We start from the raw sequence: 21,507 nt of genomic DNA on the forward strand, positions 1-21,507 counted from the left end.
ACTAGAAGACTAAGTAGTTAACCACTGCGTCGCAAACTCATCGGCAGGCAGCGGGCGGCCAAACCAGTACCCTTGTGCCTCATTGCAACCCATTGCGGCAAGCAAATTCGCTTGGTCGCGCGTTTCAACGCCTTCCGCCACGGTTTTCATCTCTAGCGCTTTTGCCATGGCGATGATGGCCTGAACAATGGTGCGGTCATTTTTGTTTTCGAGCATTTCACGCACAAAGGAAATATCAATTTTCAGTGCGTCGGCAGCGAAGCGCCGTAGGTAGGAAAGCGAAGAATAGCCGGTGCCGAAATCATCGATAGAGAGAGCATAGCCCGCTTGTCGCATGGCGTGGGTGATCTCAACGGCCTGATCTGGGTCGCGCATAAAATCACTTTCAGTGAGCTCCAGGGCGATAGCGCTCGACGAAACGCCGGCGGTGAGTTGCGCAATGTGGTGGGTAAGCTCAGGATCGGCAAACTGTTGGGCGGAAATATTGATCGATAGCCTCCCTGGCAGCCCACCCTCAGGCTGTTCACGCCATGCCAGTAGCTGCCTTGCGGACTCTTCCAGCACCCAGTCTCCCAAGGCACGAATCAAACCACGCTCTTCAGCCAGGGGAATAAACTCGCCGGGGCTCACCCAGCCCCACTCGGCATCGTGCCAGCGGCACAGGGCTTCTGCACCGGTCAACTGACCACTGGTAAGGTTCACCTGAGGCTGAAAGTAGAGTTCTAACTTGTGTTCAGTAATTGCCGCGCTGAGTCGCTCGGTCATCTGTTGGCGTCGATGTAGCGCGTGGCGCATCGTTTGGGAGTAGGGGCAGATACTATTTTCGCGCCGCTTGGCGTGGTGGAGAGCAATGCTGGCAGCGTTAAATAGTTCGCCCGCCTCGCTCACATGCTGCGGATAATGAGCAAAACCGATGCTGACATCGAGGTGAAAGACACGCCGCTCCAGATGAAGCGGCGGCTTAACCACTAAGCGTAGCTGCTCCACAAGGCTGCCAATGTCACGAGGGGTGGTATCGGCCACCAGCAGGGCAAATTCATCCCCTGACAAACGCGCCAACGAGCCGTATGAGTGGCTGATCTTCGCTAAACGATCAGCCACTGTCACCAGCAGTTGATCGCCCACTTGGTGACCGTGCAGATCGTTGACCTCTTTAAAACGGCGGATATCCAATAACAGCAGTGAAAGCCCATGCTCGCCTTGCTGGGCTTCTTGCCACATTTGCGCTAGCAACTCCATAAAACGGACGCGATTAGGTAAACCGGTGGTACTGTCGGTATAGGCTAACTGGTGCATGTGCCGATGGTCGCGCCGACGCTCAAGCTCTGCTGCAGCACCGGTCGAAAGAATTTGCAGCACAGAGGTGGCGAACGCATTGGTGGTCAGCGGCTGTCGATAAAATACCATCATCACGCCAATGGCCTCGCCGTTGGCATTATCCAAACGCCGCCCAATCCATGCCCTTGTGGGTAGCAGTGTGCCTGGTAATAACAGCGGCGAACCATCATGCATGACTGCTTCACGCTCCAACACTACCTGCTCGCTGGGCGAGCCTCGCAGCGCAAAGGTGTGCTGTTCTCGCTGAGCCCCATCAACCACCATGCTGACAGTCGTCGCCTGCCCATAGACATTTTCATCGCCCTGGGGTGAAGTATGCAGCAACGCAATAAAGCCTGCATCGGCTTCCAGCACCTTGACCAAGGTCACAATCAACTGCTGAAAATAACCATCCCCGACTTGGGTCGTGACCGTAGAAGCCACTTGAACCACAGCGTTTTGCACCCGCTGCGACTCTTGCTGGTCGGTCACATCCGAGATAAACCCTTCCAAGCATACGATTTCGCCCGCCTCATCTATGACGGCTTGGCCTTGCTCCCACATCCACCGATAACCACCGTCGCGATGGCGCAGCTGGTAGATCACACGGTAAGGGCATCTGTTGGCAATGGCCGACTGTACCTCATGGAAGACCCTGTCCTGGTCATCAGGATGAATCAGGGCAGCAAAACTGATCAGCCGATTACCCTGTAATTCGTCAGGCCGGTACCCGGTCAGCGTTTCGGCCCCTTGGCTCACCAGTTGCATAGTCCAATTGCGGTCATTCAGGCAGCGATAGGCCATGCCCGGCAGATGGTTGAGCAGCGTATCCAAACGGCGTTCACTTTCCCGCGCGACCTCTTCGCTCTTTCTTAATGCCTGCTCTGCTTTTTGTCGGCACAGCTCTGCACCCGCCTGGGCGGCGGCGATTTGCAATATCTCATTGGCTAGATCGTCCAACTGCATGGGGGCGTTTTTGAGTACCGCTAACAAACCAACTAGCGAACCATCCGCCGCATAGAGCGCCCGCCCCAAATAACTCTCGGCACCCAGTTCACAAAGCAGTTTATCGTCAGGAAAGCGTGACTGAACATCATGGTCATAAAGGCAGGTTTCGCGTCCTAACACAGTCTCGCAAGGGGTACCGGTCAGCGTGTAAGTAACATTGCTCAGCAAGTTGCCATTTGACCAAACGGCCAACGTCTCAGCCCGATGCAATTGAGTTACATCGGCGACTAACACATGATCAACGCCTAGTATCGTCGCTAAACGTTCAACCAACGTTGCATAAAAACGCGGGCTCCCACTGTGCCCTACGCCTTCTGCCAATTGGCGGAATATATCGGCCGCGTCGTTCTTTGTGTGCATTGTTGCACTCACTTTTTTAATTCTGAAGCGGCTTGGACGCCTGCCACTAACCTCATAAAGTATATATAGCGGCCTACAAAGCACAAACCGCTCTTTTCCAACTATAACAACGTCAACAGTAGCTGGATATATGGTAAAATTAGATATCGCCTCATAATGGCTGGCGGCTACGCTACAAAGTGCGCAGGAGATAACGTGACTAATACATCGACCAAGGATGAAGCACTGTATGGAATGCTAACTGAAGCACTGCCTGGTTTTCTGATCAGCGATTTCCTCAAGTGCCAACGCTTACCTTCGCTTCCCTCAATCGCATTACGCATCCTCAGATTAACGCAATCGTCAAAAGCGACTATCAACGATGTTGCCGACACCATTGAACACGATCCAGCGTTGACCACTCGGTTAATATCTCTCGCCAATAGCGTCCACCACACCCGCTCCGCCAATCCGACACAAACATGCCTGGAGGCTATCCAGCGGCTAGGACTAGATGCAACGTTAACGGTCGTGTTGAGCTTTAACCTTTTTCAGCACCCCAGTAAAGGGCCGCAGCATACTCATATTTGGCGACGGTCTATCATGTCTGCGCTGATAGCGCGCCAACTTGCTGAACAAGCGTGCCCTAAACAGGCAGGTAATGCGTTTACAGCAGCGCTGCTACAGGATATTGGCATATTGGCACTGAGTGCGACTTACCCCGAGCAAGCAGACGAACTCTATAGTGATAGTGCTATCTCCCATACCCAGCTTATTGAGGAGGAGCAGCGTTACTTTGGTGGTGACCACACCGTTATTGGGGCATGGCTGGCAGCCAAATGGGGGCTCCCATCGGCGATGGTCAACACCATGCGTTTTAGTCACGCCTGCTATCAAAGCGATAGCTTAATGGATATGTGTGTTCGTCTATCCGGCCCCACGGCGGATGCCTGCCTATCAAAAGCTCCTGAAGAACAGCTGGCCGCCCTGATAGCCGATATAAGCACGAAAGCGGATGTGCCCTCTCTCTCATTTAAAAGCGTTCTACAAGAAGTTCAGCCCAAAATGGAGTTGATCGCTAAAACGCTGATGATTGACACCCCCGCGGCTATTGATCCCAAAGAGCTGCTTGAAAATGCTCAGCAGCTCTTGCTAAGTCATACGCTTATACTCAATAGCCGTAGAGAAGCCCAACACAAAGCATTAACGATGTTGCGTAAAGGGTACAGCGACCCGGATGGATTCAACAAAAACATTGCTTTCAAAAAACTTAACCCCCAATCCCGCGCTAAATCTTAAACCTCTGGCCAGAACATGCATGCCATCAGGCGTTCCGGCCAGAGCGTTTTTTCTAGGAGACCTCTGATTAACTATTGCGCTTGCCCATACGGCGTTAAAAATCGCCTCAAAATGCTCATTTACCCCCACGTAAACTCCGCTTTTTCGTTGATTTTTGCCTTGTCTGGCCTGCGCTCATTACGTTAATCAGAGGCTCCCTAGTTCATGCTTAACCGTCTTTCTTTTATAAGCACCTCACCGAGTCATTGCCTCAGGTAGATAGAGAGCGATACCCGGAAAGATGTGCATTAAGGCAATCGCCAACAGCATGAGAAGAAAGAACGGCAACGTGGCTTTGGTAATGGTCAGAATATCTTTACCGGTTAGCCCCTGAATCACGAACAGGTTGAAGCCCACCGGTGGGGTAATCTGGGACATCTCGACCACCACGACCAGATAAATACCGAACCAGATCAGGTCGAACCCAGCGGCGCTCACCAGCGGCATGATAATCGCGGTGACTAGCAGGATCAGCGAGATACCGTCGAGAAAACAGCCCATCACCAGCAGCAGCAAGGTAAGCGCAATCAGCAGCATGGTAGGTGAAAGCCCCATCTCACCAATCGCCTGCGCCAGCTTCATGGGCACCTGGGTAAAGCCCATGGCCGAGGTTAAAAACGACGCACCGGCAATAATAAAAGCGATCATGCAGGCGGTACGCACGGCGGCAAACAGCGAGCTTTTAAAAATGTCGCGATCAAAGTGACCGTTAAAGCGCGCAATCACGATTGACAATACCACACCGACTGCCGCGGCCTCAGTAGGCGACGCTAACCCGCCATAGATCGAAAAGATAATCCCGCCGATCAACAGCAGAATAGGTACCAGCGACCAGGTATTGCGCAGCTTTTCAGCAAAGCTCATACCGGATTCATCTTCGCCGGTAAGCCCTTCACGGTTGCCCTTGAGCAACGCCCACAAAATGAGGTAGCTCATAAACATGGCCAGGATCATCAGTCCCGGGCCAATACCGGCCATAAACAGCCTGGAGATCGACTGTTCGGTGACCACACCGTAAACGATGAGCACAATGGAGGGTGGAATCAAAAGTCCCAAAGTGGAGGCGCTGGCCAAGGTGCCAATCGCCATATTGCTGTCGTAATCCCGCCGCTCGAGCTCTGGCAGGGTCATTTTGCCCACCGTGGCACAGGTGGCCGCCGAAGAGCCGCACACCGCTGCAAACATGCCGCTGCCAATAATATTGGTATGCAATAAACGTCCCGGCAGTCGGTTCAGCCAGGGCGACAGGCCACGAAACATATTGTCCGCAAGCCCAGAGCGAAACAGAATTTCCCCCATCCAGATAAACATAGGCAGCGCGGTGAGATCCCAACCGTAGCTGGCGCCCCAAAAATCGGAGGCTAAAATAGCGCCTGGCGAGAAAGAGCTGAAGAACTCTAGCGCTATCCAGGCAGTGCCGATTAGCGCAAAGGCAATCCACACCCCGCTCCCTAGCAGAACCACGAGGGTGAAAATGGTGGCGAGACTAAGTAGCAGCACAAGGATCTCTCCAATTTAAACGGCAGAAGCAGTGTTAACAGTGGTCCCGTTAACCGCTGCGTACTCAACACAGACGACGTACTCAACCAAGACATAGCTATCGTCACCATTTAGTGGCCCTCGCTTTCATCTGGGGCAGTCGCTTCACGAAAACTCGCAGGATCGCGAATGGCAATCCGTAGCGCCATAAACAGGGCTTCAGCCAGCGCCAAACAGAGCAGTCCTACGCTGGTCGCGAGCACAAGCTGGGGTATCCAAAGCGGGATCGACACAAAGCCTGAAGAGACATCGTTGTACTGCAGGCTCTCCCTCGCCAACCCAATGAGGCCGTAACTGAGCATTAAGCTGATCGCCAGGGCGATGATGAGGCAAAACACTTCAAACCACACACGAATTGCCGGTGGTAGCCGGGTAATCAACAGCGTCACGCGAATATGGGCGTGATGCACAAAGGTGTAGGCCAACCCCAGAAAGGTCGCCCCCACCAATAGATAAGAAGCGATTTCCGAAACGCCGGTAATACTCATGCCTAGGCGGCTCAGTCCCACGAGCACCAGCAGGGCATCTACCAGGCGGAAGGTCACCTGAAGCGCTATCAGCGTGCAAATGGCAACCATGCAGGCCGCCGCACCCCAAGCACCCAGGCGATAGAGCTTGTCGAATTTAAACGTCATGTTCGCAGCCTCACGAAGCACGCGGGAAACGTACTTATAAAACGTACTTAGGAAAAGCGCGTAGCAAAAGCAGGGGCAGCGCCAAAATCACCGCCCCTGCGGAAACCATCACGATAGAGCCTAGTTAAAAAGTACTTAGCTTAAACCGTGTTTAGGCTAAATAGCGCTTAGCTGTCGCGCTGCTCGCGATAGGATTCCAGCGCCTGTTTGGCTTCGTCGTCAGCACGGGACTGCCAATCTTCAAACAGTTTGTCACCGGCTGCCTGGAGTGCCTCTGAAACGGCTTCGTTAGGCTCTGAAACAGAGATACCGTTCTCTTGCAGAGCTTCTAAGCTCGCCTGATTATCTTCGCGGCTCATCTCCCAACCACGTTTTTCAGCCTCAGCGGCGGCTTCCATCAGAGCGTCCTGAGTCGCTTCATCCAGGCCATCAAAACTACGTTGGCTAATGAAGACGATATTTTTTGGCAGCCATAGGTTAGCGTCGGTGTAATCAGTCACGTAATCCCACGCCGCCATGGAGTTACCGGTAGAGCTTGAGGTGATCATGGCATCCACACGGCCAGTGCTAAACGCAGTGGGTATATCAGACTCTTCGGTTTCGGTGGGGCTACCGCCCAGATTATCGACAAAGCGCTGGGTATTGATGTTAGGTGCACGAACGCGCAAGCCTTCAAACTGCTCAGGGTCAGTAAGAGGTTCAGAGGTATAGATACCTTGCGCAGGCCAAGCGACGGCGTAGAGCGGAATCAACCCTTCATAGGCAAACAGCTCGGTGATCATCGGCTTGGTGGCTTCCCACAGCGCGTAGGCGTCGTCATAGCTGCCGGCCACACCAGGCAGTGTATCCACTTCGAAAATGGGATCATCGTTGGAAAGAACGGAGAGGAATACTTCACCCGCATCAATGGTGCCACGGCGAACCGACGGCTTGATTTCACCATGCGATACCAACGAGCCGCCGCTATGTACGGTAATGGTTAACTCGCCATCGGTAGCTTCGGCCACGTCCTCAGCGAACTGCTTGTTGTTTTGGGTATGAAAGCTGGCATCACCGTAAGGCGTGGCCATGGTCCATTCCGCGGCATGAGCCGTCACCGTTAAACCGCAGGCGGTCGCCAGGAGCAATGAAGTCGTTATTGTCTTGCGCATCATAAGAACCCTCTTATTTCTATTAATAGTATGGTGCTAATAGTGTGTTGCTTCGGTGGTACCAGAGGAGGCACTGGCAGTAACCCAGCGCCCGGAGAAAAGTGTTGTTGTCATATCGGCACGGCGCGCCTGAGCATAGCTGCAGGCACACTGCTGAGCCAATCGGGCAACGCCACGACAAAAGCGCGGGTGGTTAGCGTTGCGCCATATCACATCATAGTGCATGGCCGGTAACGGCACCGGTAGCGAGAGACGGTAGAGCTCCCCTCGCTGCCACTCATCCAGCACGGTGGCGACAGGCAGCGCGCCAATCCCCAGCCCTTCGGTGGTCATGCGTACAATGGTCATTAGCGTGCTGACGCTATGGATACGAGGATTAGCGATTCCCTGCTCTGCCAAATAACTCACCAACTCTGCATAGGGACGAGCCTGCTTACCAAATGAAATAAACGGCAACTGCTTGCCCCAAGTGTCGGCACTTTCGCCCAGTTGCTTGACGTGCCGCGGAGAGACAAACATGCCCATTTCATAAGGGCTCAAGGACTCGTACTCGATCTGCTTTTGCGGTGAATAGCCATTCATCGCCAATACAATATCCAGTTCGTTGCCCAGTAGCCGCTCATTGAGCACCGGCGAGTAATCGACCGTCAGTTCAATGGTCAAACGCGGATACCGCTCGGTTAAACGGCGCATAAATTCGGGAAACCAGCTATGGGCGATGGTTTCAATCGTGCCGAGCCGCAATGGTGCAGAAAACGCCTCTTCGTCATCGAAAAGCTTCATCGCTTCATCACGCTGGTGCAGCATCCGCTCAGCGTGCACAAAGAACTCGCGGCCCCGCATAGTAGGCTGAATAGGCCTGGCGGCACGCTCCAGCAGCAACTCTCCTACCGTGGTTTCCAAGCGTGAAATACGCTCAGAAACAGAGGGCTGAGTAAGGTGCAGGCGGGTCGCCGCCTTACGGAAGGAGCCGAGCCTCACTGCCCATACGAACGCCTCAAGTTCTTTAAAATCGAGCATAGTGACTCGCCTACAAATATGACTTACTGGAGTAAAAACACTGCTGTGCTGATACGCAAAGAGACCGGCGGAGTGCTACGGCTCATGACGACCTGATAGCTACGCAACTTGACCACCACTACGCAACTTCAAGACCACTATGCAACTTTAAGGCCACTCCCAGCAGCGCTATCTCACCAACGTTATTATCACGCCCCGCTCCTAATGTGATAAGCGTATCGTGCCCAAGCGTCAACCCTTTTTCCAATAAATAACAATATGATAGAAGCGTCCGATAGTTAGTATCGTCAAAAACGATTGGCACTGGGCAAGCCATGTTCATATATTGGTGGTGGACTACAATTCAGCGCTAACCAATCAAGCGCACCCACTGCATCGACATAGGAGTCGCTATGGCCATCCCCCTGCTTAATTGCGATATGGGCGAAAGTTTCGGCAACTGGCACCTCGGCCTGGATGCCGATGCGATGCCTTTCGTCGACTGCGCCAACATCGCCTGCGGCTTCCATGCCTCCGACCCCCATGTCATGCGCCGCACCGTCAAACTAGCGGTTCAAAATGGCGTCCGCGTTGGCGCGCACCCGGGTTATCCGGATTTGATGGGCTTTGGTCGCCGCTCAATGGCCTGCTCGCCGGAAGAAGCGGAAGATATGGTGCTCTACCAAGTGGGGGCTTTGGCGGGCATCTGCCAAGCGGAAGGCACCCAACTGAGCTACATCAAACCTCATGGTGCGCTGTACAACGATATGGCCGCCAACTCGGCGCTGCTCGAAGGCGTCATGCGCGCAGTACGTGCTTATGATGCCAGCCTGCCGTTAATGATTATGTCCACCGCCGACCCCGAACCACATCGCGAGTTGGCCGCCCAAATAGGCATTACCCTCTGGTTCGAGACCTTTGCCGACCGCGCTTATGACGGTAACGGCCACTTGGCCTCACGACGGCTGCCTAACGCTGTGCACCACGACCAAAACACTATCGTCAATCAAGCGGTAATGCTGGCCAAAGGCGAGCCGCTCACCGCGCTTGATGGAACACCGCTGCACCTAGCCTGCGATACGCTCTGCGTTCACGGCGATAACCCCGAGTCAGTGGCCGCCGTGCGCGCTATTCGCGAGGCCTTTCAGGCGCTGGAGCAGGCGTGAAACCCATTAGTGAAAGAAGAGTTGAAACTGCCGCGATGGACGCCCTGATGGTGCGATTGTTCGACACCATCGATGAGGCCAATATGGCCTGGGTCATCGCTGCCGACCAAAAGTTGCGTAGCACCTTTGGTTCAGCGTTAATTGATCTAGTGCCCTCTTACACCACGCTGTTGCTGCATTACGACTGCCAGCAGTTAACCCATAGCGAGGCGATTCAACTTATTCACAAGGCGCTTTCTGGTCTTACCCCTGTGGATACTCAAGCCGGTGAGCTGCACGATATCCCGGTGTGGTACGACGAAAGCGTGGGCCCCGAGTTACCCATGGTCGCCAAACGCGCAGGCTTAAGCATTGATGACTTGATAGCGCAGCACTGCAACCACGACTACTGCGTGTTCGCGCTGGGGTTTGCCCCCGGCTACGGTTTTATGGGTTTGGTAGACGAATCTCTCGCTACGCCGCGCTTGAAAACGCCGCGCCGTAAAGTCGCAGCAGGTAGCGTGGGCATTGCCGATCGTCAAACCGCGATCTACCCACTGCTCTCGCCGGGCGGCTGGAATATTCTAGGGCGCACCAACGTGCCGCTATTCGAGCACGCCAAACGTGGCGATCCCCTGTTTCGCCCCGGCGATAAGGTGCGCTTTAGAGCGATCTCCCGGGAAGAGTTTGAAGCAGATGGTGGCGATACCACGCCCATGGAGGAGCGCCCATGAGTCACGTCACCATGAATGAAGCACACAAGGGGCTGGTGGTTAAGCAAGCGGGACCACTAACGCTGATTCAAGATGCCGGACGATTTGGCGTCGGCCACTTAGGCGTTACTCAGGGCGGCGCTGCCGACTGGATCTCTTTTCGCTGGGCTAACTGGCTGCTGGGTAACGCTTTAAACAGCGCTGCGCTGGAAATCGTCATGGGCGGCGGCTTGAGCTTTGAAACCGAACGCGAAGTGCGTCTGGCGTTGACCGGCGCCGATCTAGACGCCCAGTTGGATGGCAAACCGTTTGCACCCAATACCAGTTTCAAGCTACTGCCGGGCCAGCGCCTGGTATTTCGCCAACCGCGCCAGGGTTTGCGCGCCTATCTCGCCTTTCCCGGCGGGCTAAATGCGCCAGAAGTGCTGGGCAGCCGCTCCTGCACTGCCCGCGAGCAATTGGGGGGCTTACAGGAAGATGGCAAACCGCTAAAAGTGGGCGACCGGTTAACCTGGAAAGGCACCGCTCCGGCAGTGCGGCGCATTCCTGAAAGCCAGGGCCCGCGCATGCCTGCGTCTGGCTGCCGCTTACCCATCGTGCTCGGCTCGCAAATCGCCTCCTTCAGTGGCCATGCACTTTTCCAGGCGTTCAACCAACCCTGGACAGTGGATAATCGCGCCGACCGGATGGGCGTACGCCTCACCGGCCCAGCCCTACACGGCTCACTAAAGGGCATTATTTCCGAAGGCATTCCGCTGGGAGCAGTTCAAGTGCCGCCGGACGGCCAGCCAATCGTGCTGATGAATGACCGCCAGACAATCGGCGGCTACCCGCGCCTAGGCGCCCTCACCCCCATCGCCTGCGCTACGCTGGCCCAGTGTTTACCCGGCACCCAGGTTTGGTTAACCCCTGCCAGCGCCAGCCAAGCGCAAGATGATTACCGACATCAGCTAACGGTTTGGCACTAAAGTAAAAAAGCCCCGAACCAGGGGCTTTATCAGTATCTCGTGTCTCAAGAGCGCTAGCTTCTAGCCATCTGCAGTTCCTTAACGACGATATCGCCATCAATGACGATGGGCTCATCGTCCAGGAAGAGCGAGCAGTTGCGCATGGGAATATCCAGATGGCAGGCGGTATCGTTAGACCCGCCCAGTTCGCTGTTAGGGCCGGTGGAGAACATTACGTTGCCATAAAAGCTACGCGGTTCCATCCCCATGCCACCCGGGAACTCCCCCGGCACCATGCGGTGCCATTTGGCATTAGGGTTCATGCCCCAGCCTACGTGGCTCATGCCCATGCCGCGCGGGTCGTTAAAGCTATCCATATAGGATTTCACTAGCTCCGCATCGAGCCCACCACGTATATCGGTAATCCAGCCCTTTTCAATGGTGTAGGTAATAGGCTCTCGAACATACATGTTTTGGGGAAGCAGAATATCGCCCGGCGCCACCACAATGGTGCCATCAACGCCATCGTCATCACCGCCGGTGAACACAAAGCCAGAGGGCCAGTGATCCCAACGCCCCGGTTCGTCGGTACAGGCATACTCAGCAACCGTCTCATAAGTATTCAGTTGGTAGGTGACATCCGTGCCGTGGGGCGAGGTGATGCGCATCACTTTGGCTTTTTCCAGCAGCGCGGCGGCCAGTTCGACCTTTTCCCTTAGCTCTTTGGTGGGCAACATTCTGGCCAGCAGTTCTGGCGGTTCAACCGCCGTCAATATACGCGTACCCGCGGCTTGGATCGCCATTTGTTCGGGAGAGAACAGCAGGAAAATACAATCGATCAACATGTCGCAGTTTTTAAGCGCTTCCACCGCATCGGGCATGCTAGCAAGCCCCGTTGCTCCCACGGCCCAGCCGCCGGTAGGTAACGGCGCGGGTAACCGCATGTGGTACATATTGGCGCCTAAACGCTGCCCCGCCGCCATAAAGGCATCCGCATAATCAAGGCGTTCGCTGCCCTGGGTCAGTACGACGAGTTTTTCGCCTTCATGTACGCCGGACATTTTTAGCTGATGGAGGCAAATTTCGGCAAAGCTTGCGTGATCCATAAAGTCTCCTAACTCCCCAGGCGAAAGCACAGCTGTAACGTACCGGGAAGTGTTAGCTGAGAGCGCTCGTGCTCGCCTTTGGGCACACCAAGCGCTCTATGGTGTTATCGGGTCAAAGCTGAACGTCAATTAGGCAGCCGCCTCTTTCGTCGCTTGATCGGTGGTAGTGCTGCGCTTTTTGCTCAGCTCTTCAGAGATAGCCGCAAAGAAAGCATCCGTGGTGGCTTGATGAGGCTTGGTGGCTAAACTAACGCCAACAAACAGCACACTAGCGACCACAATGCCCCATACACCGGCGGGCAGGCCCAGCAGTGAATTACCAGTGGCATACATCAGCAGTACAAAGGCGCTGGTGCCCACCACGCTTACCAGTGCACCGACGCCAGTACCGCGCTTCCAATAGAAGGCACCGATAAGGGCGGGCACCATGGCTACCAGACCAGAGGAAGCAGCCACCGACAGCACCGCAATAAGGTCAAGCTGCAGCTCGGCAAAGGCCAGCGCCATCAGTGCGATCACCGGCACCACGAACTTGCCCACCAGCAGTTGGCGCTTTTCACTGACGTTCGATTTAACGTTCGCATAGACGTCGCGGGAGACCATGGACGCCAGGGTCAGCATGATCGAATCGATGGTGGAGACGGCGGCGGCCATGATGCCGATCATTACGATGACGCCAAGCACTGGCGGTACAAACTCCGAGGCCAACAGCGTGGGCGTGGCTAAATCTGCACTTGCAAGACTTGGGAAAGCGGCTAAGGCAGAGAAACCCCAAAGCACAGAGACCATGGTGTAGATAAAACCAAACACCAGGAAGCCAATCAGCATGTGGCGCATGGAGCGCAGCGAGGAGGGCATAAACAGGCGTTGACTGACCTGTGGGTTGGAGATACTAAAGAAGAACCAGGGAATGGTGAGCCCCAGGAAAGTGACAAAGCTGAACAGGCCAGGGCCAGGCACCGTGAGTGACTGCGGATGTTCCGTTGCCAGCGTATCGAATAGTGCGCCGAAACCACCCAAGCCCTGGATCACCAGGAAGGCCACCAGGGTTGAGGCAACAATCATCATGATGGCCTGGAGCGAGTCGGTCCACATCACCGAACGAATCCCCGCGATATAGGAGAAGAAGATAGCGATCACCGTGGCCAGCACCACCCCGGTAGTAAAGGTAATCGCGCCATCAGTAATCCCCTGCAACAGGTAACCGACACCCGCGAGCTGAACGGCCGAGTAGGGAATCAGGAAGATACAACTGGCAATCGAGACAGCCATGGCCACATGTTTGCTGTTGTAGCGGTGGCCCAGCATCTCGCTGGGCGTCACATAGCCGAACTTCTTGCCGACTGCCCAGAATTTGGGACCGAAAACAGCCACCAGAGAGACACCGGCGAAATAGATGATTTCAAAACCGAGCGCGCCAACGCCGCCGGCATAGGTAAGACCTGCCAAGCCCACCATCATAAAGGCACTGTAGGTAGTGGCACTGTAGCTCAGCGCCGAGACAAAGCCGTTCATTTGTCGGTTACCCAGGAAGTATCCCGACATACTTTCGGAAGGGCCTTGGCGAGACATAATCGCAATGCCAATAGCGATTAATAAGTAGATGGCAATGGACCACCAGATAAGTGACTCAGTCATTGCTGTGCTCCTCAAAATCTTTAGTGATAAACACATTCAGCGCAATGATGGCCAACCCTGCCAACATCCAGAACAGGAAACTGCCGTACCAAAGCGCGACACCGCTCAAGAGGGTATAAGGCACCAGGTAGCTCAGCAGGACCACTGCCCATACTAGCCATATCCATTTACTGCGTTTCATAATCCACCTCGTTTTATTACGTCAGGGAGAAGAGTGAGTGTTGTTGTGGTGAGGCTGGCGTATATCTGCGATACGTTGTTTTACTTTTTGCCAAGGCGCTTTCTCTGGGGCAAAACGCGCTCGGAGATAGGTCGTCAAATCAGCGACCTGGGTATTACTAAAGCTGTCGGCAAAGCCTGGCATGCTACCAATACCGGGAACATGTTCGGCGTGGACACCCCCCAAAATTGACTGAATAACGTTATCGGGATGATCGCTGTGTAAATTGGTATTCAGCGCCAGATTAGTGCCCGCCCTCGAAAAGGTAGGAACGCCAGAATCGACATGGCACGCCGCACAGGCGCCCTCGAAGAGCCGCTCCCCTGCCTCCATTTCTGTTGAGCTAACGGCTGCACTGGTCACGCGCTGCGTAGCTTCCGCCACAGCCGCATCGCTATTACTTGTGGGCGCCTGCATCTGGGCGGCCACATAGTGAGCAATAGCCCGCACATCGTATTCAGGCAGCTCAGCCAGCCCCGCTACCACCGGGGCCATAGGGCCAGAGGCAACGCCGTGAAGCTCAGATTCACCGTGGCGCAGATAGTCGTAAAGCGATGTTTCACTCCACGGGATGGGCGCACGCGACAGCGTATTAAGCGGTGGTGCTTCCCAACCATCTACAAAGGCACCGGCAAAGTACGCCTCGCCGCTTTTCTCAGCGCCCATGGCATTGCGGGGACTATGGCAAGCGCTGCAGTGGCCCAACCCTTCGGCAAGGTAGGCTCCCCGGTTATACAGTTCGCTCTGCATGGGGTCAGGCTGGAAAGGAGTTGCGTCGTGATAAAGCGTATTCCAGCCTGCCATTAAGCTACGCACACTGAAGGGGAAAGTGAGCGCATTGGCTTTTTTTTCAGTCGACACGGGGGGCTGAGCCATTAAGTAGGCGTAAAGCGCCTGTAAATCGGCATCACTGGTCTTGGCAAACGCCGTATAGGGGAACGCGGGATACAGGTGGCTGCCATCGCGGCTAATGCCGTGGCGCATGGCGCGCTCAAAGGCTGCGTAAGACCACTGACCAATCCCCGTCGCCTCATCCGGCGTAATGTTCGTGCTGTAGAGCGTCCCGAAAGGTGTCTCAAACCCACGCCCACCGGCATTGGTCACGCCACCTTCTGTGGTATGACACGCCGCGCAGTCGCCTGCAGCCGCAACGAGTCGCCCACGCTCAATGGTCTCGGCGGAATAGAGGTTGCTAGCTGGCCGAGAGACAGGCGCAATGGCCCCTTTCCACGGCCATGCCATGGCAACAGTGCCCGCAATAGTGGTAAACGCTGCGGCGGCTAACCAGCGCCGTTTCGTTGACCGCGGCGGTTTCAATTTAGATGGGCGCCCTGCCTCCTCGGTGGACGAAGCTTCGAGTGCCTGGCGCACGCGATTGGCGGTAAACGGTGGTTGGCGAAAACGCAGGCCAGTGGCATCAAAAAGCGCATTGGCTATTACCGCAACACCCGGCGATAGCTCCGCACCGGTTAATACGTCTTCACCGGCGGTTTGATTAACACCTTCCTCAACAGGGCTTGGCGAAGAAGCGGTGGTTGGTAATCCTGCTGAATATTCACTTTTAGTCAGCGTACGACTGCCGTCACCCCACTCGTCGAAACTGGGTGCCTGCCCCAAAAGGGGGCGCGCTTCACCCAAGATCCGGGCCTGTAGCGTTTGCTGAAGGCGATCAGTATCCACATCAGAGCCGACGTCCTGACCAACGACCAAACGGGTAAGCTGAACATCGCCGGTAACGCGATTGACCTCCACATCGGCAATCCAGGCAGAGCGCACTCCCGATTCCACACGTTGTTCGCGGTCAGGTAGTTGGGAGTAGGCAAAACCCCGCCCGCGCAATAGATCCTGGGGTAAAGAGTCCGCTGATGGATTGAACGCCCTTTGCCACTCGGCCCGTTTAGCAACGGACTCAATCAGCTCAATACCACGCGCATCGTCAAGATGTCGAAGTCGCAGCACGACAGGGTCTTGGTCACTCTCGCGGGCAACCTCATCTAAAAAAGATTCTCGAGCGAACGTCTGCTGTATACCCATCAAGGTGGAATTGGTGGAGAGCGAGTCTGACTGGGAGCGTGCGGCAAGGTATTGGTCACGAAATACATAGGGCGAGAACGGCGTTGTGTCTTGCTCGCCGGCGGAGGCCTCAGCGCTAGACGGTGTTATCGCGGCCCTACCACTCAACAACAACCCTACGGCAGCCACTTCACCAGTGAGATTGGCCTGCTGATAGTGATAACGGGCTATCTCACCACTACTGGCAATATCCGCGTTTAGGCTAATTCGCTGCGCTTGGCCCAATGCCTGAACATCTTTGGTGTAGCGGGCATCAAGCCAGACGGCTACCGGGCCGCCCACCGTCCGCGACATCAACGCCGCATCCACCGCGGCATCGTCACCGCAATGGCGACCCAGCCCTGAGGCCTGATTTGATGCGTGTTTACCATCGGCGCTATAAAGCTCAATCTGGCTAATATTCAGCGCGGTTAACCGGCTTAGATCCTGTTTAAGCGCCGCTGGGGTGACGGTTTGCCCCCACACACTCAATTGTTGGTCGCAACAATCGGCAATTACCAAGCTGGGGTGACTGCCCCAGCGCATGCGACTCGGCCAGCCATACCCATGGTTCGAATGCATGTACGACTGGCCAGGCATAACAAGAGGCGAATCAGAGGGCGCTTGATCGCTTTCAGGCGCTTGTTCGGGCGTCTGGTGAACGGCCTGCCACTCAACCTTCAGTTGTTTAGCGGCATCGGTCGCCAAGGCCAAACTATCGGCAACCACCCCCACAAAATTCCCTTCCACCACGACTTCAATAGATCCAGATAGTGAGGCAATGCGGCTGCTATCGACGCCAACTAAGCGATCACTCTCAAAACGCTCACCATTCCACCGGTAGTAAGGTGGACGCACGACGACACCAAAACGTGCCTTCGCTAGCAGCGCGGGGATGCCGGCCTGTTCTTGCTGACCATGGAGCATCGACCCTTCACTCATGAGAAGCCTCCTGCAACGCGGCCGCGTTAATGACCACGGCACGCTCCGCTGCCTGGAGAATTTCAACATGGGTGCCACATCGGCAGAGGTTATGCTCTAAAGCGGTGCGAATCTGCTGCGTAGAGGGTTGGGTATTATGATTTAGCAGCGCACGAATAGTGATGATCATGCCGTTCAAACAGTAGCCACACTGGGCTGCCTGAGCATCGATAAAGGCTTGTTGTACAGGGTCAAGCTCACCGCCCTGGGAAAGACCATCAAGGGTAGTTACCTCATGGCCAACGGCAGCGGACACGGGCAGCACGCAGGTGCGTGCGGCCATGCCATCAATCAATACGCTGCATGCCCCACACTCGCCCAAACCACAGCCATACTTGGGTCCATTGAGCGCCAGGTCGTTACGCAACACATTGAGCAATGGTGTCTGCGGCGGCACGGCCAGCTCGCGTTCTTGCCCATTGATAGTTAGCTTTAGCATCATAGGGGATCATCATCGTTATTGTTAAGCCCGCCCTCTTGCTCTGAGTAGGGCTTGGATATGACTTAGATATTACTAATAAATACTGCCTGCCAAACACGCTTCGTAGCACCTTAAACCAGCCTATTTTCATCTACCTTTCACATACGGCCAATCGACTTGCACCAGCTGAGTGCAGAGCTAATACCCATCGAGCATTAAAGGTGCGTACGCTATAAAAATAAGCCTAATAAACGTATAGCACTCAATGTACACGTTGTTCAAGTTTTTGCATAAAACCAAAAAAACAGCAATAAATCCATTAAATTCATGTATTTATTTAAAAATACCGCCTTGTTTTCGTTAAAAAATAATTTCGAAACTAATTCTTGACCAAAAAATAAATGGTGTATACGTTGTTTTATAGCATTCACGAACGCATTCAGAAACGAGTGATAGGCGAATAAAACAGCGAGGAAACCAGGATATGAACAATAAACCCACCATAGCCGTTATTGGCGCGGGCCTTGGCGGCGCCGCTGCAGGCGCACTACTGCAGAAAGCGGGTTACCCCACCAAGGTGTACGAACAGGCACCAGCGTTTGCGCGCCTTGGGGCAGGCATTCACCTTGGCCCCAACGTGATGAAAGTAATGCGCCGGATCGGCATTGAGGAGAAGCTCAATGCCATGGGCTCACACCCCGATTACTGGTTTAGCCGCAACGGTATGACCGGCGAGTATCAGTCTCGCATCCCGCTAGGCGAGTTTGCTCGCGAAAACTATGGGGCGGCCTACATCACCGTACACCGTGGTGATTTGCACGAATTGATGGTCAGCACGCTCGACCAGGACAACCTCTATTTCGATAAGCGCCTGGTCGATGTCGACGACAGCGGCAACAAGGTCGTCATGACCTTCGCTGACGGTTCGACGGAAGAGGCCGACCTGGTAATCGGCGCAGACGGTGTCAATTCTCGGCTGCGCGAGAAGCTACTGGGCCCAGAGGCTCCGATCTATAGCGGCTGGGTCGCTCACCGGGCAATTATCTCTGCCGAAAAACTCAAGGCATATGACCTGGATTTCGAAGCCTGCGTGAAGTGGTGGTCGGAAGACCGGCACATGATGGTGTACTTCGTGACCGGCGACGAGAAGGAGTATTACTACGTTACCGGCGTGCCTGAACCCGATTGGAACCACGGCACTTCCTTCGTCGACAGCTCACGGGAAGAGATGCGCAAAGCATTCGAGGGTTACCACCCCACCGTACAAGCGCTGATTGACTGCACTGAAACCGTCACCAAATGGCCCTTGCTGGAGCGCAACCCGCTGCCACTGTGGCATGAAAATCGACTGGTGCTGCTGGGCGATGCCTGCCACCCGATGAAGCCTCATATGGCCCAGGGCGCTGCCATGGCCATCGAGGATGCCGCCATGCTGGTACGCTGCCTGGAGGAAGTGGGCGCCGAGCACTACCAGCAGGCATTCGAACTTTACCGCACCAACCGTTTTGAACGCGCCTCGCGGGTTCAGCAGGTTTCCCACGACAATACCTGGTTACGGGAAGACGAAGACCCGGCCTGGGTATTCGCCTATGACCCCTTTGAAGTACCGCTGAAGCAACCAACCAGTCAAGGGAGCCCAGCATGAACAGCACCTATCTCTATGGCGCCAACGTGCACGCCAATGGTATTCGTCAGCACTACCTGCGCTTTGCCGACAGCGCCGAGACTTCGCGCCAACCGCTGGTACTGATACCGGGCATTACCAGCCCAGCCATCACCTGGCGTTTTGTGGCCGAGCGGCTCGGCCAGCATTTCGACACTTATGTGCTGGATGTTCGTGGACGCGGCTTGTCGTCTACCGGACCCGAGCTCGATTATGACACCGACACTTGCGCCGACGATGTGATCGCCTTTATTGATGCGCTGGGTCTGAGCAATGTCATTCTGGCGGGCCACTCCATGGGTGCGCGCTTTGCGCTACGCGCCATGAGTCGCGGCGCCACGGGAATCGACAAACTGGTACTTATCGACCCACCGGTTTCAGGGCCAGGACGCCGTGAGTACCCCAGCAAGCTGCCCTGGTACGTGGATTCGATTCGCGACTGCACACGTGGTGCCGATATCGAGACCATGCGCCACTACTGCCCCACCTGGAGCGACGAGCAACTGCGGTTACGCGCCGAGTGGTTACATACTTGCTTTGAGCCCGCCATTGTTCAGGCGTTTGAAGAGTTCCACAGCGTCGATATCCACCAGGATTTCCCCGCTATCAAAGTGCCCACGCTGCTGATGTGTGCAGGCAAAGGCGGTGTTATCCAGGATGAAGATCGCGCCGAAATACGCGCCCTTCTACCGACGGTTCGTATTTCTACCGCGGAAAAAGCGGGTCACATGATTCCCTGGGATGACTTCGACGGTTTTTTTGCCGCGTTTGAAGACTTCCTGGGCAGCGAACTCTAAGAGAGGCCAAATACCATGACCAGCAACTATATAAAGAACGAGATCAAAAGCTACCGTATCGGCCAGATCGTCCCCAGCTCCAATATCACCATGGAGACCGAAATACCCGCCATGCTTACGGCGCGGCAGTTAATCCGCCCGGAACGCTTTACCTTTCACTCCAGCCGCATGCGCATGAAGAACGTCAGCAAGGACGAACTGGCTGCCATGGATGCAGAGTCGGATCGCTGCGCCCTGGAGCTTTCTGATGCAGCGGTGGATGTGATGGGGTATGCCTGCCTGGTTGCCATTATGGCGATGGGGCCCGGCTACCACCGAGAGTCGCAAAAGCGTCTGCGCAGCCGCACCGAAGAGAACGGCTGCGACACGCCAGTGGTCACCAGCGCCGGTGCGCTGGTGGATGCCCTGGGAGTGATGAAAGCCAAGCGCGTGGTGGTAGTGGCCCCCTACATGAAGCCGCTGACCGAAATGGTGGTGGACTACATTCGTCAGGAAGGGATCGATGTGCTCGACTACCGCGCGCTTGAGATTCCCAATAACCTGGATGTCGCTCGCCACGACCCCGCCAATCTCCCCGAGATCGTCGCCAGTCTCGATTTAAGTAACGTGGACGCTATCGTCTTGTCAGCCTGTGTACAAATGCCATCGCTGCCAGCCGTCGCCAAGGTCGAAGCCCTGACCGGTAAGCCGGTGGTAACCGCAGCTATCGCGACCACCTACGCCATGCTTAAGGCGCTCGACCTGGAGCCTATTGTCCCAGGTGCGGGTGCACTCTTATCAGGGGCTTATTAGGAGATAGCGCCATGACGAATCCCAGCCAGGCAACCAGCAGCAGCGGTGCTGGTGACAGCTCTTTAGATGACAGCTTAGATAACAACTACAAAGGCGTCTGGGATGGGCGCATTGGTTTTGGTAAAAAACCCGTGTTGCTGGTAGTTGATTTTATGCAGGGCTACACCACCCCCGGCTCGCCGTTATTTGCCCAGGGTGTGGTGGACGCCGTGGCCAATATGCCGCCGCTATTAAACACCGCGCGGCGTACAGGTACGCCTGTTATCCACACCAACATCCTTTATCACGCCCCGGATCAGATCGATGGCGGCATTTGGGTCAAGAAGGCACCGGTCATGCGGGCGATGGTGGCGGGCAACCCTTACGCCGAGTTCTGCCCCGAGGTGGCACCCCGTGAAGATGAGCTGGTAATGACCAAACAGTATGCCAGCGCGTTCTTTGGCACCTCGCTCGCCTCCACGCTGGTCGCCATGGGTATCGATACGCTGATCATCACCGGCTGCTCCACCAGCGGCTGCATTCGCGCCACCGCCGTTGACGGCGTACAGCACGGCTTTCGGGTGATGGTGGTACGTGATTGCGTGGGCGACCGCCACCCCGCGCCCCATGAAGCTAACCTGTTTGATATCGATAGCAAATATGGGGATGTGATTGGACTGGATGAAACATTGGGTTACTTAATGAAGCGGTAGGAGGACCTATAAAA

General features: G+C 55.3%; 18 protein-coding genes. 8 read left to right on the forward strand and 10 right to left on the reverse strand.

Features of this window, described 5'->3' with window-relative positions; translation table 11 throughout:
* Window positions 1-9: 9 nt before the first annotated feature.
* Window positions 10-2,685: a bifunctional diguanylate cyclase/phosphodiesterase gene (locus tag YERSI8AC_RS21350; protein ID WP_159177532.1), complete on the reverse strand. Its 2,676-nt coding sequence runs from the start codon at window positions 2,683-2,685 to the stop codon at window positions 10-12.
* A gap of 195 nt (window positions 2,686-2,880) precedes the next feature.
* Here YERSI8AC_RS21350 and YERSI8AC_RS21355 point away from each other — a divergent pair, with 195 nt between their 5' ends.
* Window positions 2,881-3,963, forward strand: coding sequence for an HDOD domain-containing protein (locus YERSI8AC_RS21355; RefSeq protein WP_236557383.1), 1,083 nt, complete (start codon window positions 2,881-2,883; stop codon window positions 3,961-3,963).
* A 234-nt stretch (window positions 3,964-4,197) separates the two neighbouring features.
* Here YERSI8AC_RS21355 and YERSI8AC_RS21360 read toward each other — a convergent pair whose 3' ends face one another.
* The 4 genes from YERSI8AC_RS21360 to YERSI8AC_RS21375 form a co-directional block, all read right to left on the reverse strand.
* On the reverse strand, window positions 4,198-5,502 hold the full coding sequence (locus YERSI8AC_RS21360) for a TRAP transporter large permease (RefSeq protein ID WP_159177534.1): 1,305 nt from the start codon (window positions 5,500-5,502) through the stop codon (window positions 4,198-4,200).
* A gap of 110 nt (window positions 5,503-5,612) precedes the next feature.
* Window positions 5,613-6,176: a TRAP transporter small permease gene (locus YERSI8AC_RS21365; protein WP_159177535.1), complete on the reverse strand. Its 564-nt coding sequence runs from the start codon at window positions 6,174-6,176 to the stop codon at window positions 5,613-5,615.
* A gap of 167 nt (window positions 6,177-6,343) precedes the next feature.
* Window positions 6,344-7,327: a TRAP transporter substrate-binding protein gene (locus tag YERSI8AC_RS21370; protein WP_027957166.1), complete on the reverse strand. Its 984-nt coding sequence runs from the start codon at window positions 7,325-7,327 to the stop codon at window positions 6,344-6,346.
* A gap of 36 nt (window positions 7,328-7,363) precedes the next feature.
* On the reverse strand, window positions 7,364-8,347 hold the full coding sequence (locus YERSI8AC_RS21375) for a LysR family transcriptional regulator (RefSeq protein WP_009286012.1): 984 nt from the start codon (window positions 8,345-8,347) through the stop codon (window positions 7,364-7,366).
* 392 nt (window positions 8,348-8,739) lie between these two features.
* On the opposite strand from YERSI8AC_RS21375, the gene YERSI8AC_RS21380 reads away from it, so the two are divergent.
* From YERSI8AC_RS21380 to YERSI8AC_RS21390, 3 genes are read left to right on the forward strand one after another with little or no spacing between them, the layout of a single operon-like run.
* On the forward strand, window positions 8,740-9,492 hold the full coding sequence (locus tag YERSI8AC_RS21380; protein WP_022521545.1) for a 5-oxoprolinase subunit PxpA: 753 nt from the start codon (window positions 8,740-8,742) through the stop codon (window positions 9,490-9,492).
* Between the two features lie 5 nt (window positions 9,493-9,497).
* Entirely contained in the window at window positions 9,498-10,205 is a 708-nt protein-coding gene (pxpB, locus tag YERSI8AC_RS21385; protein WP_422822541.1) for a 5-oxoprolinase subunit PxpB, read from the forward strand.
* Window positions 10,202-11,152 carry a biotin-dependent carboxyltransferase family protein gene (locus YERSI8AC_RS21390; protein WP_223828084.1) on the forward strand — a complete coding sequence of 317 codons (951 nt, stop codon included), beginning with the start codon at window positions 10,202-10,204 and terminating at the stop codon, window positions 11,150-11,152. The genes pxpB and YERSI8AC_RS21390 overlap by 4 nt, the downstream gene beginning before the upstream one ends.
* Window positions 11,153-11,205: 53 nt before the next feature.
* On the opposite strand, the gene YERSI8AC_RS21395 is transcribed toward YERSI8AC_RS21390, so the two are convergent.
* From YERSI8AC_RS21395 to YERSI8AC_RS21415, 5 genes are all read right to left on the reverse strand, one after another.
* On the reverse strand, window positions 11,206-12,237 hold the full coding sequence (locus YERSI8AC_RS21395) for a 2,5-dihydroxypyridine 5,6-dioxygenase (protein WP_022521542.1): 1,032 nt from the start codon (window positions 12,235-12,237) through the stop codon (window positions 11,206-11,208).
* 129 nt (window positions 12,238-12,366) lie between these two features.
* Entirely contained in the window at window positions 12,367-13,875 is a 1,509-nt protein-coding gene (locus YERSI8AC_RS21400; protein ID WP_159177537.1) for a sodium:solute symporter family protein, read from the reverse strand.
* Entirely contained in the window at window positions 13,868-14,056 is a 189-nt protein-coding gene (locus YERSI8AC_RS21405; protein WP_022521540.1) for a hypothetical protein, read from the reverse strand. The genes YERSI8AC_RS21400 and YERSI8AC_RS21405 overlap by 8 nt, the downstream gene beginning before the upstream one ends.
* 21 nt (window positions 14,057-14,077) lie before the next feature.
* Entirely contained in the window at window positions 14,078-17,089 is a 3,012-nt protein-coding gene (locus YERSI8AC_RS21410; RefSeq protein WP_236557385.1) for a c-type cytochrome, read from the reverse strand.
* Window positions 17,082-17,570 (reverse strand): (2Fe-2S)-binding protein, encoded by a 489-nt coding sequence (locus tag YERSI8AC_RS21415; RefSeq protein ID WP_159177539.1) that lies wholly within the window; start codon window positions 17,568-17,570, stop codon window positions 17,082-17,084. The genes YERSI8AC_RS21410 and YERSI8AC_RS21415 overlap by 8 nt, the downstream gene beginning before the upstream one ends.
* A gap of 463 nt (window positions 17,571-18,033) precedes the next feature.
* On the opposite strand from YERSI8AC_RS21415, the gene YERSI8AC_RS21420 reads away from it, so the two are divergent.
* Genes YERSI8AC_RS21420 through YERSI8AC_RS21435 form a run of 4 tightly spaced genes read left to right on the forward strand, consistent with a single transcriptional unit; the run spans window position 18,034 to window position 21,493 of the window.
* Window positions 18,034-19,194, forward strand: a complete 1,161-nt coding sequence (locus tag YERSI8AC_RS21420) for an FAD-dependent monooxygenase (protein ID WP_009286019.1) — start codon at window positions 18,034-18,036, stop codon at window positions 19,192-19,194.
* Window positions 19,191-20,009: an alpha/beta fold hydrolase gene (locus tag YERSI8AC_RS21425; RefSeq protein WP_159177540.1), complete on the forward strand. Its 819-nt coding sequence runs from the start codon at window positions 19,191-19,193 to the stop codon at window positions 20,007-20,009. Before YERSI8AC_RS21420 ends, YERSI8AC_RS21425 begins: the two co-directional genes overlap by 4 nt.
* Before the next feature lie 15 nt (window positions 20,010-20,024).
* On the forward strand, window positions 20,025-20,801 hold the full coding sequence (locus YERSI8AC_RS21430) for a maleate cis-trans isomerase family protein (protein WP_009286021.1): 777 nt from the start codon (window positions 20,025-20,027) through the stop codon (window positions 20,799-20,801).
* An 11-nt stretch (window positions 20,802-20,812) separates the two neighbouring features.
* A complete protein-coding gene (locus tag YERSI8AC_RS21435; protein WP_159177541.1) occupies window positions 20,813-21,493 on the forward strand; it encodes an N-carbamoylsarcosine amidohydrolase in 681 nt (226 codons plus the stop codon).
* Window positions 21,494-21,507 lie beyond the last annotated feature (14 nt).

Origin of the sequence: Halomonas sp. 113, assembly GCF_904067645.1 — a bacterium.
Classification (GTDB): domain Bacteria; phylum Pseudomonadota; class Gammaproteobacteria; order Pseudomonadales; family Halomonadaceae; genus Vreelandella; species Vreelandella titanicae.

Excerpts from the sequence above, each read along its gene's own strand:
- YERSI8AC_RS21420 (WP_009286019.1), top strand. The coding sequence starts at position 18,034 with ATGAACAATAAACCCACCATAGCCGTTATTGGCGCGGGCCTTGGCGGC.
- YERSI8AC_RS21390 (WP_223828084.1), top strand. The coding sequence starts at position 10,202 with ATGAGTCACGTCACCATGAATGAAGCACACAAGGGGCTGGTGGTTAAG.
- YERSI8AC_RS21350 (WP_159177532.1), bottom strand. The coding sequence starts at position 2,685 with ATGCACACAAAGAACGACGCGGCCGATATATTCCGCCAATTGGCAGAA.
- YERSI8AC_RS21425 (WP_159177540.1), top strand. The coding sequence starts at position 19,191 with ATGAACAGCACCTATCTCTATGGCGCCAACGTGCACGCCAATGGTATT.
- YERSI8AC_RS21435 (WP_159177541.1), top strand. The coding sequence starts at position 20,813 with ATGACGAATCCCAGCCAGGCAACCAGCAGCAGCGGTGCTGGTGACAGC.
- YERSI8AC_RS21395 (WP_022521542.1), bottom strand. The coding sequence starts at position 12,237 with ATGGATCACGCAAGCTTTGCCGAAATTTGCCTCCATCAGCTAAAAATG.
- YERSI8AC_RS21380 (WP_022521545.1), top strand. The coding sequence starts at position 8,740 with ATGGCCATCCCCCTGCTTAATTGCGATATGGGCGAAAGTTTCGGCAAC.
- YERSI8AC_RS21405 (WP_022521540.1), bottom strand. The coding sequence starts at position 14,056 with ATGAAACGCAGTAAATGGATATGGCTAGTATGGGCAGTGGTCCTGCTG.
- YERSI8AC_RS21410 (WP_236557385.1), bottom strand. The coding sequence starts at position 17,089 with ATGAGTGAAGGGTCGATGCTCCATGGTCAGCAAGAACAGGCCGGCATC.
- YERSI8AC_RS21415 (WP_159177539.1), bottom strand. The coding sequence starts at position 17,570 with ATGATGCTAAAGCTAACTATCAATGGGCAAGAACGCGAGCTGGCCGTG.
- YERSI8AC_RS21370 (WP_027957166.1), bottom strand. The coding sequence starts at position 7,327 with ATGCGCAAGACAATAACGACTTCATTGCTCCTGGCGACCGCCTGCGGT.
- YERSI8AC_RS21400 (WP_159177537.1), bottom strand. The coding sequence starts at position 13,875 with ATGACTGAGTCACTTATCTGGTGGTCCATTGCCATCTACTTATTAATC.
- YERSI8AC_RS21365 (WP_159177535.1), bottom strand. The coding sequence starts at position 6,176 with ATGACGTTTAAATTCGACAAGCTCTATCGCCTGGGTGCTTGGGGTGCG.
- YERSI8AC_RS21375 (WP_009286012.1), bottom strand. The coding sequence starts at position 8,347 with ATGCTCGATTTTAAAGAACTTGAGGCGTTCGTATGGGCAGTGAGGCTC.
- YERSI8AC_RS21430 (WP_009286021.1), top strand. The coding sequence starts at position 20,025 with ATGACCAGCAACTATATAAAGAACGAGATCAAAAGCTACCGTATCGGC.